Below are 14,359 nucleotides of genomic sequence, written 5' to 3' on the forward strand. Positions count from 1 at the left end.
GGCAAAAGAAGGATAAAGGGCAAGGTCGAGATAATCATCGACAAAGGAACTGACAGTAGTGAAGACAGAATCCATCTCAATATGAGGGAAGAGAGAATGGAGCAGTGGCAAACGGCCCTGAATCGAGTTATAGTGTGTTTGGTAATTTTGTTTATTGATCATGAACATATTTTACCAAAAGAGGCACCTCATCCATTACGGATCAGGTGCCTCTTTTTATTTTTGGACTGTCAGAAATTTAACAGCCCCTTCTTTCGTATTATTTCAAAAGGATTTTGTTTATCCAATTTCCAGAATTCAAATGGAAAATCGTTCGGTTTCTTTGATATGGCAGCAGTACCTGGAAACAGATAGGAAAAAGCAATGGATAAATCAGCGATCCATGGAATTCAGGATCCGACTAAGATTGTTCTTTATTTTGATCCATAGCCAAGGCGACGATTCGATCAAAGGCAGCAGAGTCCTGCTGCTGAGAAGTAATCAGGCGATGTCCGGAAAACTCAAGATGATCCTGTTTGGGATTCGATTGAGACTCTTCATCATCTTCCTGTAAAAAGAGCTTTACAAAGATTTTCTGCATTCTTAAATCGGATTGATAAAGCAGACTGGCACATTCCTTAAGTTCCTGATGAATCTGATCATCACGAATCAGATTTGCCTTGTAGCGAAGCTGGTGTTCCAGGGAAGCCCAGGAATCCATTGCGGTTGTCCGAATCTGCATTTCAAGAGGGATCAGTTTGGTTTCATCTCCTCTTGTGACTGGAACATTGAAGATCAAATGCAGGGATCGATAACCGCTCGGTTTAGGAGAACTGATATAGTCCTTGGCTACAATCAGTGAGAGATTCGTTTTTGACAGAAGCCATCTTCTCAAAGCGTAAATATCATAAATATAGGAGCAGACAATACGCAGGCCGGCAATATCCTGCAGATTATTCTGCATACTTTCAAACGTCAGTTCGAAATTAAACCGCTTCATTTTTTCAATGATGCTTTTAGGCGTTTTAAGCCGTGAACTCAAAGAACGAATCATTGTATGAGGATAGCCTGAGGCGTTTTCAAGGGAATGTTTGGCTTCAAGCAGTATACTAATGCCTTCTTCCATCGCACCTTCATACCAGGAAGCAATCCGTAAAAATTCCTGTTCAAGCTGCTTTTCTTCATAGCCGCTTTTCGATGAATCGGCGTCTGCAAAGAGTTTGTTTATGGGAATCACCCCTTTCAAAAGATCAGTCAGAAAACTTCATCTGATCAAATTCTATCAGTGATTTTAATGAATCGATGTCTGGCTTTGACAAGATCGATAAATTGTCAGGATTGTCTGAAAAGTTCAGATTTAGAATGACTGAACAACTATTTATTCAAACGAAATCTTAATTCTGAGTTTTATTTTTTGGATCCTGTTTTGGTCGGACAAAAACAAAATGATGATCATCGGATACAGCCGGATCATAACGATAGTTCAATTCATCAAAGTTCTTTATTAATTCAAGATCTTCAATCTGATTTTCTGCAAGATAGCGAACCATGGTACCACGGGCAATTTTTGAATAGACAGCTGGCTGTGTACGCTTTCCGGTTTCATCCTCATCTAAAAAGGTAAAAGAAATCACATCAGCTTCTTCTGGCAGCAAATCGGAATATTCTTTGCTTGCAAGATTAAGGATCGGACCTTCATCAATGAACATCTGATCTGTATAAGGCGCCCAGTATTTATACAGTGAAGGATTTAATTTTGATCCCATCTCTAAACGGTAAGGCCATATTCCATCAAGAGGGGATAAGACTCCAAATAATCCCGAAAGAATCCAGAGATGAGAATTGACATAGTCCCAGGCTTCATCGCTGAATACATCCGGAGCCATGGATCGAAAAGCGATTCCGGAATAGGAAAGCAGAGCAGGAAAAACTTCACCATGATGATCCGATTGATTTTTGCGGATTGTCATTTCATCAATAATTTCATTCAGGAGACGATCAGAAACTCGATAAAGCGATTTGAGTTCTTCTTTATTCATGTCCAGAAGCCTGCCATACAGTTGCAAGGCCTGAGATTCAAAGCGGGGATGAGTGCATTCAAAGCCATGATCGCTTGCTGGCTTCATTTTTTTAGCAGGAGAAAGAATAATTTTCATAAATCAAGTTTAGCGCGATTTGAACAGCAGTCAAAAACAGACAGATAAAGAAACGGGGAATCAGGAGGAATTCAGAGCTTATGAAAAAGAACTGATGCGAATCAGATTCAACCTGTGAAAAATGCCATAACTGAGATCGAATCAGTCAAAAATACATCGATTCAATCATTAGTTATTTTTCAAAAGGTAAAATAGCTGTATACAATGACAAAATAGAAATTTCGCATTCAGTGAATTCGATAGAATTTATATGTATTTAAAAATGCAACTCAGGAAGACATTTTACAGAAAAATCCCAGATTCAATGAGTTTTGGCTGAAAGATGATTTTCCGGCATATAAAGCTATGAAGGCGCTCGAAGAAGGTGAATGTGATGCAGATTGCTTACGTAGGAAAAAACTGTTCAACAGAGATATATCGTATTCTTTGCAGATATACCTCTGAGAAGTCATTACAGATGTATTTTACATTTCCGGCATTCGTAGATTCTGTCAATGAAGGAAACGAATTGGATGCAGCAATAATCAACGAAAGCATGATTACGGATCAGATGTTTAAAGAAATCGAAAAGATGCTTAACGATAAACCCAATATGCATCTGATTTTTATAACAGAATTTGCAGAGTTTCAGAAAAATATCTCCATGCACCCAATCACCTTTATATCAAAACTTGCAGTCAGCCAGCATTTAGGCAAAGTTATGAAAGATCTTCTCGATGAACATAAGCAGATTGACAGTGATGTTCTGGTCATTCGCTTTAACAAGATTTTATACACTCTTCACAAGAAGGATGTGCTCTATCTCGAAAGGATCTCCCGAAATACCTATATCCATGGCAAGGACAGACTGTTGAAATCTACAGCTTCCATTGATGAAATAATGCAGCAGCTTCCGGAATACTTTGCCAGATGTCATAAATCCTATCTGGTAAATATGTATGAAATCGCTAAGATAAGCCGCTCAGAGGTCGTAATGAAAAATGGAACGATCATTCCAATCAGTCGGAATAAGTATCTCCACTTTATTGAAAAGTATGAGCGGTTTTTGAAGACTCATTTTATTAAAACGGAAATACCCAGACGCTATCAACCGAAAAGTCATAAAAAAAATGAGTGAAAATACATTCATTTATAATAAAAGTATATACATTTAAAGAATTCTTTCAGGCATTACAAACCATCAGCTGATGTTGAAATAAGATAATACAGGTAAACGTGCTGCAGCTGATGCACAAAGAAAGGATGATTAAGAGTATGGCTAAAATGTTTAAAACCAGACCATTTGTGTCTGAGCGTCCATGGGGTTATGAATTGTGGACTCTTTCTACTCACAGAAGCGGACAGTCCGAAGTTCTTCCCTCAGGAGAAAATCTTCTTGAATATCTTGGAAGTCCCCTTCCAATCCTGATAAAAGTCATTAAAGCCAATGAGCCTTTATCCGTTCAGGTTCACCCTGATGATGCGTATGCCAACAAATATGAAAATGATAATGGCAAAACGGAATGCTGGTACATTCTTGAAGCGGAAGAAGAGGCCAAACTGATTGCAGGAATCAAACCTGGGTATGATCGTGAATCAATGAAGAAAATCATTGATGAAGGCCGTCTTGAAGAAGTGATGGAGTATATTCCGGTCAAAGCGGGAGATATGGTTTATATTCCTGCTGGAACCGTTCATGCCATTATGGGTGGATTGAAATTATTTGAAGTTCAGCAGTCTTCTGATTCGACCTACCGTATGTATGACTGGGGCCGAGACCGCGAAATGCATATTGAAAAGTCACTGGATGTTATTGACTATGAAGGAAAAAACAAACCTGGAAAAATCGATCATTTCAAAGTCCTGGAAACTCCATACTTTAACGTGGAAAAAGTAGTCTGCAAGGATCATGTAAATGGAATTGTTTCGTCTCCATTTGAAACCATCAACATCTGCAAAGGAAGCGGACGAATTGTATCTGATGAAGATGGACAGGAAATTGAATTTGTACCGGAAGACACCATCTATATTCCTCAGGGGCTTAAATACACCGTTGAAGGGGACGTTGAGTATCTAAGAACCTATTAGTTTTCAGATTCTATCAGAGAGTCCTTACCAGATCAGAACACACAAAATACATTTAAGAAATGAAGGTCTGAAGAATTGAATCCTCAGACCTTTTTTAATTCACCAGACGAAGACGAATCCGTATTTATCATGAGGAAAAAAGCCGACATTTAAACATCAAGGAGGTAAAATTACTTTGTTAAGAGCTGTTATTAACAATTTGTTTATGAACATAGCGATGGAGGATTTTATGAGTGATCTTGATAAGATGGAGGTCGAGTATTTTAGAGCTCAGCTTCCGGAATTCGAAAAGAAAACACGTGAATTTCATGAAGGTAAAATGAATATCAAGGAGTATAAGAGCTTTTCTGGCAAGTACGGAAGCTACGCACAGCGAATGGGCAAGAGACACATGCTCAGACTGCGGATGACTGCTGGCCGCATGCCTCTTTCGAAACTGAATTTCGTTGTGGATATGGCCAAGAAATATGATGTCAATCTGGTTCACTTTACAACCTGTCAGGCTGTCCAGTTCCATGATCTGCTGCCGGATACACTTTTTGATCTGATGAATAAGGCTCTCGATGTAGACATCATCTGCTATGGCGGAGGCGGAGATTACCCCCGGAATGTCATGTGTTCACCATTGTCCGGAGTAGAGGCGGATGAATACTTTGATGTTATGCCGTATGCCGAAAAGATGGCTGACTATCTGGTTCATTACATTGACCGTGAAAAGATGCCAAGAAAATTAAAGGTGGCTTTCTCGAACTCTAAAGCGAATACAACCCATGCGACATTCCGAGATCTGGGTTTTGTGGCCAGAGAAGATGGTCTGTTCGATGTTTATGCAGCAGGGGGATTAGGAATCGATCCACGCCTGGGCGTTCTTGTTGATGAGGGAGTTAAACCTGAAGATATTCTTTACTATACCAAAGCAATGATTCATACCTTCAGAAAGTATGGAAACTACGAAAACAGACGTAAAGCAAGAACTCGTTTCATGGTTGAGGCCTTAGGATCTGAAGAATCCTTCAGAAAAGCCTACCAGGAAGAACTTGCAAAAGTATTTGCAGATGGTGAAGATCTCAAACTCAGAGAGATCAGGGATTTATCAAGCCATAAAGAAGCGGATGGAACGCCTGAGCAAAGCTGGAGAATTATTGAACAGAAGCAAAAGGGACTTTATTCTCTGCTGTGGCATCCAATTGGCGGTTCGCCAAAACTGGAAATTTTAGAAAAGGTCAGAGATGAAGCGGCAAAGATGAAGGATGTCGAGCTGCGTGTGACTCCTGATGAATCGGTTTACATCATTAATCTGACTGGAAAAGAAGCCGACCGTCTGCTTAAAATTACAGAAGAAGACTGTGCGCGAAATCCATTTGAAACATCAGTCAGCTGCGTTGGAGCTACAATCTGCCAGGTTGGTTTAAGGGATTCTCAGGGAATGCTTAAAAAAGCAATTGAAAAGGTCAGAGAAGCCAATCTCAGAGATGACGCGCTGCCAAAGATCTTTATCTCAGGATGCACCAGTTCATGCGGAACTCATCAAATCGGACGTCTTGGATTCAGGGGCGCAGTAAAATTTGTCGATAAGAAACCATTTCCTGGATTTTTGCTTTTTGAATATGGTGATGAAAGGCAGAACCAGGAACGATTTGGTCAGGAAGTTGGAACACTCTTGGAAGAAGATGTACCGAACTTTCTTATTGATTTAGGAAGAATGGTCGAAGCGTCTGGCAAAAGTTTTGATGAATATCTCAGGGAAAATCCGGATGCAATCAAACAGGCTGCAAAGCCTTATATTTAAGGCAGCCAGAATTTCTGAGTGAAAATGAATTTGTAAAAGGTTTTCCTGTGGGAAAACCTTTTTTTCAAAATGAAGCCAGATCAGAAGGCTTATGAGAATTAAGAGATTTAGAATCAGAAGCAGGATATCAATAGAATCGAAGAATCATAGAAATCATAGAAATCATAGGAATACGGATATGAAAAAATTGTTAAATATTCACTATTTTAAAAATAAGTTAAATCATTCCCGAAAAAAGATGGCCTTTCTGCTGTTTGCAGCTGTAGGTATATGCGGATGTCAGAGTACTCCAGCCAGTTCTGCTGAAAATTCAGCCAGGACAGATATGAGTTCAAATGAAAAATCAACGCAGCTAAAACCGGAAAAAGAGCTCGCTCAGGATAGTGGAGTGATTCGCTTTCGAGATGATTTAGGGCAGGAATTTGAAATCAGAAGGCCAGAGCGGACAGCTGCACTCATTGGAAGTTTTGCGGATGAATGGATTGATGCAGGTGGAAAGGATTCACTGGTTGCAGCAGCGCATGATTACTTTACAAATTTCAGCAGTGATGCGCAGATGAATGTTGAAGACCTGGGTGAAGTGAAGCAGATTAATGCAGAAAAACTGATTGCATCAAAACCGGATCTTGTTATTGCCAGCGCGAAAAATGAATCACAGAAGAATCTGAAAGATGTTCTTGAGCAGGCAAATATTCCGGTCGCCTATTTTGACGTATCCAACTTTGATGATTATCTGCGGACGCTGAAAATCTTTTCTGAACTGACAGGAGATGTAGAAGCTTATGAACAGGCTGGTCTTGCTTTGCAGGATGAAATTGATCAAACCATCGAACGCCGCAAAAAAGCGGATCCAATCAGGGTCCTGTATATTCGGGCGACTGGATCTTCTGTTTCTTCAAAAAACTCGAAGGGAAGCGTTCTTGGAGAGATGCTTTCTGATCTGAATACCGAAAACATAGCCGACAGTGATCAGATGATGCTTGAAAATCTTTCTCCGGAAGCCATTCTTGAAGCCAATCCCGATGCGATCTTTGTTGTCTATCAGGGAAGCGATGATACAAAAGCCAGAAAGAATATGGATCAGGCGCTGATGGCCAGTGAAGCCTGGAATTCACTAAAGGCTGTCAAAGAAGGAAGAGTCTTTGAGATGGATAATAAACTGTATAATCTAAAACCCAATGATCAATGGGCGAAAGCTTACCAGAAACTGGCAGATCTGCTTGACTCAATTGAGGTAAACCATTCAGATCTGAATCAGGATAAGGCTTTGGACAATGGGAAATAATCAGCATACTGCACCAGAGCATCAGGAAAAGAACCGAACGCTGACTTTATTGGCAGTTCTGGTCATACTGGTAATCATTGGCACTGGATTTAGCCTGTTTGCCGGATCCGTTCGAATTCCACTTTCTAAAATTCTTGCCGGTTCTCTTGGTGAAACCGAACAGGCTGTTCTGGTTCATTTAAGACTGCCCAGAACGATTGGCTGCGTTTTTGCCGGAGGAGCTTTAGCTTTATCCGGACTGATTATTCAATCGGTTCTGGCTAATCCTTTAGCTGCTCCCAATATTATTGGTATTCATTCAGGAGCAGGGCTGATGACAACGATTGCCTGCGCTCTATTCCCAAATGTATTTAATCTGGTTCCAGCGGCTTCTTTTGCGGGAGCCCTGATGGCAAGTCAGCTGGTATTATTTCTGGCCAGAAAAGTTCAGGCTTCTAAAACAACTCTGTTATTAGCGGGTCTGGCGATCTCTTCAATTTTTTCCGCGTTAAGTGACCTGGTGATCACCTTCTGGCCTGACGCATTAATTGGATATACCGGTTTTCGCATGGGTTCTCTTTCGGGAGTTAGCATGGAACGAATTCTTCCTGGATTAATGGCAATTATTCTTGCGATGATGATCAGCACCCTGTGTGCGCCAGAACTCGAGGTTCTTTCCATGGGCGAAAACCAGGCCACGATGATTGGTTTGAATTCAAAGCGATGGACACAGATCTTTTTAGTTCTGTCTTCGTTATTGGCAGGAGGAACCATTTCATTTTGCGGGTTGATTGGTTTTATCGGATTAATTGTGCCTCAGATCATCAGAAAACTTTTTGCCAATGAGAGTTCTTTTCGTATTCTGATGATCGCAAATGTTCTGGCGGGTGCCTTTCTTTTACTGATGGCGGACTTTTTGGGGCGTGTTCTGTTTGCTCCCTTTGAAATATCGTGTGGAATTCTTTTATCGCTTGCCGGAGGGCCTTACTTTTTGTTTTTGCTGTTAAAAAGCCGCAGGCGAAGTCTCTTCAGTCAGAAAAAGTCAAAGACAAAAAACGACAGGAAAGCATTGCATGATCATTAATGTGAAACAGAAAAGAGGATAGCTTCATGATTGAAACCAGAGACCTAACATTGGGCTATGACGGAAATTCAGTTGTACAGGATATAAATACGAAGTTTGAAAGTGGAAAACTGACTTTGATTCTCGGACTGAATGGAAGCGGGAAAAGCACTCTGTTAAAAACGTTAATGGGGATCTTAAAACCTATTGATGGAAGTGTACTGATCGATGGTGAAAATCTCGAAAATCTTTCGATTCAACAGCGTGCAAAAAAGATGAGTGCCATCATGCAAAGCCAGAAGGTCCCCTCAATGTCTGTTTTTCAATATGTGCTTCATGGACGCTTTCATGATCTGAGCTGGCCACGACGTTATCGGAAAAAAGATCGTCTTCTGACATTAAAAGCATTAAAAGCGATGGGCATAGAAGAGCTGGCCGATTGCAGGATGGATGAAATTTCTGGTGGGCAAAGACAGAAAGCATCACTTGCTCAGGCTTTATGTCAGGATGGAGATATTGTTTTTCTGGATGAGCCGGCTGCCTATCTCGATGCAGCCAGTCAGTTTGATTTGTATAAAAAGGCAAAGAACCTGGCACATAAGCAGAAAAAAACAGTGATCATGATCAGCCATGATCTTCCAGCAGCATTAGAAAATGCGGATGAAGTTAGAATTCTGCATCAGGGCAAACTATATTTTTCAGGTACGCCAGAAGAGTTTATCCAGGCTGATATTTCTTCAGAAGTATTTGGTCTTGAGATCATAGAGGAAATGATTCAGGGAAAAAAACGATACCTCTATCTTCCAGGCGAAAACCAGAACCAGTTTGCAGGACATAATGAAAATTGAAGTTTTCCACTATTCAGGCAAAATGAAAAAGTCTTTCCATAGCCATACCTCTTTAATGAGAAACAGGCGGATGGAAAGACTTTTATTTACATGTCATTTCGTTTCGATTTGATGATTGGTTATCAGGATGGATCAATACAGTTCAAACTCTGAAAGGAGTTGAATTCGAAACTCCTAACAGAAGAATTCACTGATCTTTTCAGCCAGGCTTTGACATGAGATTTCTGAAGGTTGAATAATCTTCGTAAATCCAGCTGCGGATAAGGCATTTCCAGTCATCTTTGACAGACAGAAGACAGGCAGCTTCATAATCTCTGAGATCTCACCCGATTTTATCTGCATAAATGCCTTAACAGATTCGGGAGAGCCAAATACGAGGGAATTCAGTAAATCGGATGGATCGGATAAAATCGAATCTGTACAATCGGTTTGACTCCAATCCAGCTCATACAGATTGACTCGGATGACTGGATGAAAAGATTGGATATCCTTTTCAAACTGATCACCAGCCTGTTTGCAGCGAAAGCTGATGACAGGCATATTTTTTGAAATTTTCTCATTGATCTCGTTTGCAAAATCGATTGTGGTTGAACGAGCGGCAATCAGGTCAGGATAAATTCCCGCCTCTTCAAAAGGTTTGGCACTTGCCGGACCAATACAGGCAATCCGGCACGAACTTAAGAATCGAAAATCCATTTTTTCCTTTTTAAGCTGTTCCAGGAAGATCCGGCTGCCATTTTCTGAAAGAAAGGCCAGACAGATACCATCAGGGGATTCACTGGATATTTTCGTAAGCTTCTGTTTCAGAGAAGAGAGGTTCAATGGGTTTACCTTTCCGGATAGAAGCTCGACGGGGGTTATATGGGGTGAATGAATATCAGCTTTTAGTTTTTGATAAAATCCTGGAGTGGAGATGACCCCAATGCAAATTTTTGAAACAGGCGTTTTTTTAGAATCTAATGATGAGTAAACAATTTTAGAATTGATTGAATCTTTCATATAGGTTACTGCCGGGGAGATCACAAGAATTCCAGGAGGCTTCAGTCCTGCCTTTTTGACATCCTCGGCCAGGTTTTTCAGGCTTGAAGATACACCCAGACTTGATGAGATGCCAGGACTTGAAATGGCAGCACAAATGCAGTCAGGATTTTTACCGGCCTGAATAAGCGCATTGGTAATTTCTTTGATCTTCGTTAAACCCATCAGAATGATCAGAGTTCCCTGATAATGGGCCAGAAGCGACGGACTTTCAGAGAATAGTTCATCCGGATTTTGGCTTGAAGCACTGATCACCATAAAAGACCTTCCAGTATTTCGATCGGTTACCGGTATATTCATTCTTTGTGGAATGGCAATGGCAGAAGTGATTCCTGGAGCGATTCTGACCTTGATTCCATGCTTTTCCAGAAATAGCTTTTCTTCCATGCCTCTTCCAAAAACAAAGGGATCTCCACCTTTTAAACGCAATACCCAGGGATACTTTGTGCAGGCTTCTAAAAGCTGCTGGTTGATCTCGTTTTGATTTTTGGAATGTCTGTTCTTGCGCTTTCCAACGTAAATGCATTGACCACTGGCAAGTTTTAAAATATCGGGATCAAGTAAATCGTCGTAGAAAATCACAGGTGCTGTTTCGATCAGTTTAAAAACTTCAAGAGTCAGCTGGTTGATTGATCCACAGCCGGCTCCTGCTAAAACGACTTCCCTGTGCAGGCTTGCCTGAGAGAAGAAGTCTTCTGGATTGCTGGTGCATTGATCGAGCCATTGACCCAGTTGATTTGAACGAATCGCCTGATTCTGATAGAGGCATTCATTAAATAGAAAGCGGAAAAATTTTGAACGAATCTTTGGATCAGGGATTGTTTTTAGAACGAGTGATCGGCTGCTTTTGAGAAACTTCAGAATTTCAGAAAATGATTCAGGAATCAGATTTTCAAAGGTATGCTTAAGATATTGAGCAACCGAAGGAGACGCTCCACTCGTTGAGATGGCCACATTCAGCAATCCATCCTGAATCATCGCTGGAAAGATGAAAGAGCATAGATCAGGCTGGTCGACAATATTACAGAGGATGTTTCTTTGATTCGCTTCCTGTGCGATCTGTTCGTTGATCCTTCGATCATCTAAAGCCCCGATCACCAGGTTTGCTTTGATCAGATCATCAGGCTCGAAAACCCGTTCAATTAGAAGCAGGCGTCCGGGTGAAATTTTATTTTCGGCTTCGGCCAGAGCCTTAAATTCGCAAAGAAATGAGCGCGATACGACTTTGATGGAATCACAAAATGAAAGCATGATTTTTGCCTTGTGTAAGGCGACAGATCCGCCACCGACAATCAGCACGTTCATGGATTTCATATTGAGATAAGCGGGGAAATATTGAAGATTTTTATTCATGACTCTCCTTTAAAATAAGTGGTGATGATAATGAAAATAATCAGCACAGGCAAGATTAACGTGATGTTTTCTTCCTGTAACCTTTGAATTCAAGTAAAACTGTCTTTACTTTATCAGTATGTCAAAAAGAGAATCCGATTTATTGATCAGAAACATCAAAAACGAAGAATCCGGAATTATAGAAGAAAAATCCGGATAATTAGAAAATCAGTATATGGAATCATTGAGTTAGTGAGTCAGAGGATCAATCTTTGATCCAGAAAGGAATTTTATGAAAAAAGTACTGTTTGTCTGTCATGGAAACATATGCCGCTCACCGATGGCAGAATTTATTATGAAAGAATTGGTTAGAGAACATAACCCCAGTCAGGATTTCTATATCGAAAGTGCAGCTGTTTCTTCTGAAGAAGCAGGAAGCGATATGTATCCGGCGGCAAAAAAAGTGCTCAAGGAACATCAGATTCCATTTTCAAAACATAAAGCCAGAAAGGTCCGCATAGATGATGGAGAAGCTTTCGATGCCATTTATGTCATGGATACCTCTAACCTGAACCGAATTCACCATTTGCTTTGCCGAAGCAAAGAGAAAATTCAATTGCTGCTGCCTGATCAATCCATCAGCGATCCCTGGTATACCAATGACTTTGAAACAGCTTATGAGCAGATTTTTAAGGGATGCTCTATGCGTCTGGATGAGCTGATGAATCAATAATTAATAATTACAGAAAGTCCATTGAAATTTGAAAATAGATAACAGGACGAACAGATTGGAATACTTTCAATCAATAAAAGAAGGGGAAATGACTTTGAAAAACCGCAGTCAGAATAAGATCAGACAGAATCTGCATACTCATTCCATCTATGATGATGGCCGAGATACAATTGATGAGATGGTGCTAAGCGCCATCGATAAAGGATTTACGGTTCTGGGATTTTCGGGGCATTCGTTCAATCATCCTTTAGATGAAGGAAGCATGAGTGAGAGTGCGACTGAAAAGTACATTCAGGATGTAAAAACGGCAAAAGAAAAGTATAAGGATCAAATTGAAATTGTATTGGGAATTGAACAGGACAGCCTGTCAGATATAAACAGGGAAGACTATGAATATGTGATTGGCAGTCTTCATTATCTGATAAAAGAGTCTCAGAAAGTGCCTGTGGATTATTCAGAAGAGAAGTTTGAGGAAATTCTGAACGATCTCTATCAGGGAGATATTGAGGCGATGATTCTTGATTATTGCGATCAGCTTGAACAGATGATCGAAAAAGGAAGTTTTGAGATTCTGGGTCACATAGACCTGATCACCAAATACAATGAAAACGAGAAATACTTTTCCTTTGATCATCCAATGTATCTGCAGAAAATGAAGTCGCTGATTCAGAAGGCGGCAGACAAGGGAATTGTTTTTGAAATGAACAGCGGAGCGATTAGCCGGGGATACCGAACAGAGGCTTATCCAGCTCAGAATCTTTTAAAGATGATCAGACAGGCAAATGGAAAACTGTGCATCAATACCGATTGTCATAATCGGGACCATCTGGATTGCAATATAGCTAAGTGCATCGAACGGGCAAAAGAAGCCGGTTTTACAAAGCTGATGCATTGGAATTCAGAAACCGGAAAGCTTGTAAGTGAAGATATTGACCTTTTCTATTAAGGTTTGCGGCTGGAATAAAACAGAAGATATAAGCAAATTTTAAAGACCAAATTGAAAAAACGTCTGTCTGAAGGGACTTTGCCAATCAGACAGACGTTTTTTTGATAATTTGGATTTCAGTCATTCTGAAAAATTTAAAAACCAGTTTACTTACTTTTGACGATTTGCCAGGACAGTATTGGAGCAGGGAAGCCCATATGCATCCTGAGCACTCACAACGGCATCGATAATTGCATTTTCAAGAGCGCGGATGACCATCAGTGCCACGACATCGAGCGGAGCTTTCACCTGATTGCTTGTCATGGTAAAGACCGTATCTCCATCATTAGGAGTATGAACCGGACGAATCGTTCTTGCTAAAGCATCCTGAGCCATACCGGCAAGTTTTGTCATCTGAGCCTGATCCAGATCTGCATTGGTAATGATGCAGGCGATGGTTGTATTTTCAGACGTTGAATTGATTGCAGAAGAAGCAAGAGCTAAAATCGCTTCTTCCGTATTGATTTCTGAATTTGTTGCTGGATCATAAATCCCTGCCAGACGGTTGGTTGAATTGGGCTCAAAGACATCACCACAGGCATTTACGGCCACAATGGCTCCAACCTGCAGATTGTCAATTTCAAAAGCACAGGTACCCTGACCGGTTTTCATGGCTTTGTCAAAACCTAACGCCTTTCCTACGGAAGCTCCAGTTCCAGCCCCATAATTTCCGGACTTCACATGATTGTTTTCAGAATCCAGACAGGCCTGATAACCCATTTCACGGGTTGGATAAGCCAGGGAAGATCCGCAGCCTAAATCAAACAGAGAAGCCTGACAGACAATAGGAACGACAAATTCCTTCAGTCCAAAACCATAGCCTTTTTCACGGCAGTACTGCATGACACCGCTGCTGGCTTCAAGGCCAAAGGCACTTCCTCCAGATAAAGTAACTGCATTGATTTTCTGAACCATGTTTTTTGGATCGAGAAGGTCGGTTTCACGGGTAGCTGGCCCGCCGCCGCGAACATCAACGCCAGCAGTCGCCCCAGCTGGCGAAAGAATGATCGTTACACCTGTACCATTTTCGGTATCTGTAGCCTGGCCACTCTGAAAGCCAGCGATTTCAGTGAAATTAATTTTTTTCATATCAGTTTTTTTCCTT

Annotated in this window: 12 protein-coding genes; 8 read left to right on the top strand and 4 right to left on the bottom strand. The window is 40.8% G+C overall.

Features of this window, described 5'->3' with window-relative positions; all coding sequences use genetic code 11:
• Window positions 1-400: 400 nt before the first annotated feature.
• A complete protein-coding gene (locus BO222_RS07280) occupies window positions 401-1,216 on the bottom strand; it encodes a GTP pyrophosphokinase (RefSeq protein WP_075819734.1) in 816 nt (271 codons plus the stop codon).
• Window positions 1,217-1,373: 157 nt separating this feature from the next.
• Window positions 1,374-2,135, bottom strand: coding sequence for a YaaA family protein (locus tag BO222_RS07285; protein ID WP_075819736.1), 762 nt, complete (start codon window positions 2,133-2,135; stop codon window positions 1,374-1,376).
• Window positions 2,136-2,508: 373 nt separating this feature from the next.
• On the opposite strand from BO222_RS07285, the gene BO222_RS07290 reads away from it, so the two are divergent.
• The 6 genes from BO222_RS07290 to BO222_RS07315 all read left to right on the top strand — a co-directional run bounded on the left by BO222_RS07290 (window position 2,509) and on the right by BO222_RS07315 (window position 9,166).
• On the top strand, window positions 2,509-3,252 hold the full coding sequence (locus tag BO222_RS07290; RefSeq protein WP_075819738.1) for a LytR/AlgR family response regulator transcription factor: 744 nt from the start codon (window positions 2,509-2,511) through the stop codon (window positions 3,250-3,252).
• Window positions 3,253-3,389: 137 nt separating this feature from the next.
• Window positions 3,390-4,202, top strand: coding sequence for a type I phosphomannose isomerase catalytic subunit (locus BO222_RS07295; RefSeq protein WP_075819740.1), 813 nt, complete (start codon window positions 3,390-3,392; stop codon window positions 4,200-4,202).
• 229 nt (window positions 4,203-4,431) lie between these two features.
• A complete protein-coding gene (locus tag BO222_RS07300; RefSeq protein WP_075819742.1) occupies window positions 4,432-5,991 on the top strand; it encodes a nitrite/sulfite reductase in 1,560 nt (519 codons plus the stop codon).
• 178 nt (window positions 5,992-6,169) lie between these two features.
• A complete protein-coding gene (locus BO222_RS07305) occupies window positions 6,170-7,276 on the top strand; it encodes an ABC transporter substrate-binding protein (RefSeq protein ID WP_075819744.1) in 1,107 nt (368 codons plus the stop codon).
• Complete coding sequence (locus tag BO222_RS07310) at window positions 7,266-8,339, top strand: FecCD family ABC transporter permease (RefSeq protein ID WP_075819746.1); 1,074 nt, start codon at window positions 7,266-7,268, stop codon at window positions 8,337-8,339. The genes BO222_RS07305 and BO222_RS07310 overlap by 11 nt, the downstream gene beginning before the upstream one ends.
• A 26-nt stretch (window positions 8,340-8,365) precedes the next feature.
• Complete coding sequence (locus tag BO222_RS07315) at window positions 8,366-9,166, top strand: ABC transporter ATP-binding protein (protein ID WP_075819748.1); 801 nt, start codon at window positions 8,366-8,368, stop codon at window positions 9,164-9,166.
• Window positions 9,167-9,340: 174 nt separating this feature from the next.
• Here BO222_RS07315 and cobA read toward each other — a convergent pair whose 3' ends face one another.
• Window positions 9,341-11,557: a uroporphyrinogen-III C-methyltransferase gene (gene cobA, locus BO222_RS07320; protein ID WP_075819750.1), complete on the bottom strand. Its 2,217-nt coding sequence runs from the start codon at window positions 11,555-11,557 to the stop codon at window positions 9,341-9,343.
• A 271-nt stretch (window positions 11,558-11,828) separates the two neighbouring features.
• Here cobA and BO222_RS07325 point away from each other — a divergent pair, with 271 nt between their 5' ends.
• The gene (locus BO222_RS07325; protein WP_075819752.1) at window positions 11,829-12,269 is read left to right on the top strand and encodes a low molecular weight protein-tyrosine-phosphatase; all 441 of its coding nucleotides are present in this window, start codon (window positions 11,829-11,831) and stop codon (window positions 12,267-12,269) included.
• Window positions 12,270-12,363: 94 nt separating this feature from the next.
• Window positions 12,364-13,215 (top strand): histidinol-phosphatase, encoded by an 852-nt coding sequence (locus BO222_RS07330; protein WP_158024575.1) that lies wholly within the window; start codon window positions 12,364-12,366, stop codon window positions 13,213-13,215.
• 150 nt (window positions 13,216-13,365) lie between these two features.
• Here the strand turns inward: BO222_RS07330 and BO222_RS07335 are convergent, their stop codons facing one another.
• Window positions 13,366-14,343, bottom strand: a complete 978-nt coding sequence (locus BO222_RS07335) for a P1 family peptidase (RefSeq protein ID WP_075819756.1) — start codon at window positions 14,341-14,343, stop codon at window positions 13,366-13,368.
• Window positions 14,344-14,359 lie beyond the last annotated feature (16 nt).

Source organism: Ileibacterium valens, assembly GCF_001945525.1.
In the GTDB taxonomy this organism is placed as follows: Bacteria; Bacillota_I; Bacilli_A; order Erysipelotrichales; family Erysipelotrichaceae; genus Ileibacterium; species Ileibacterium valens.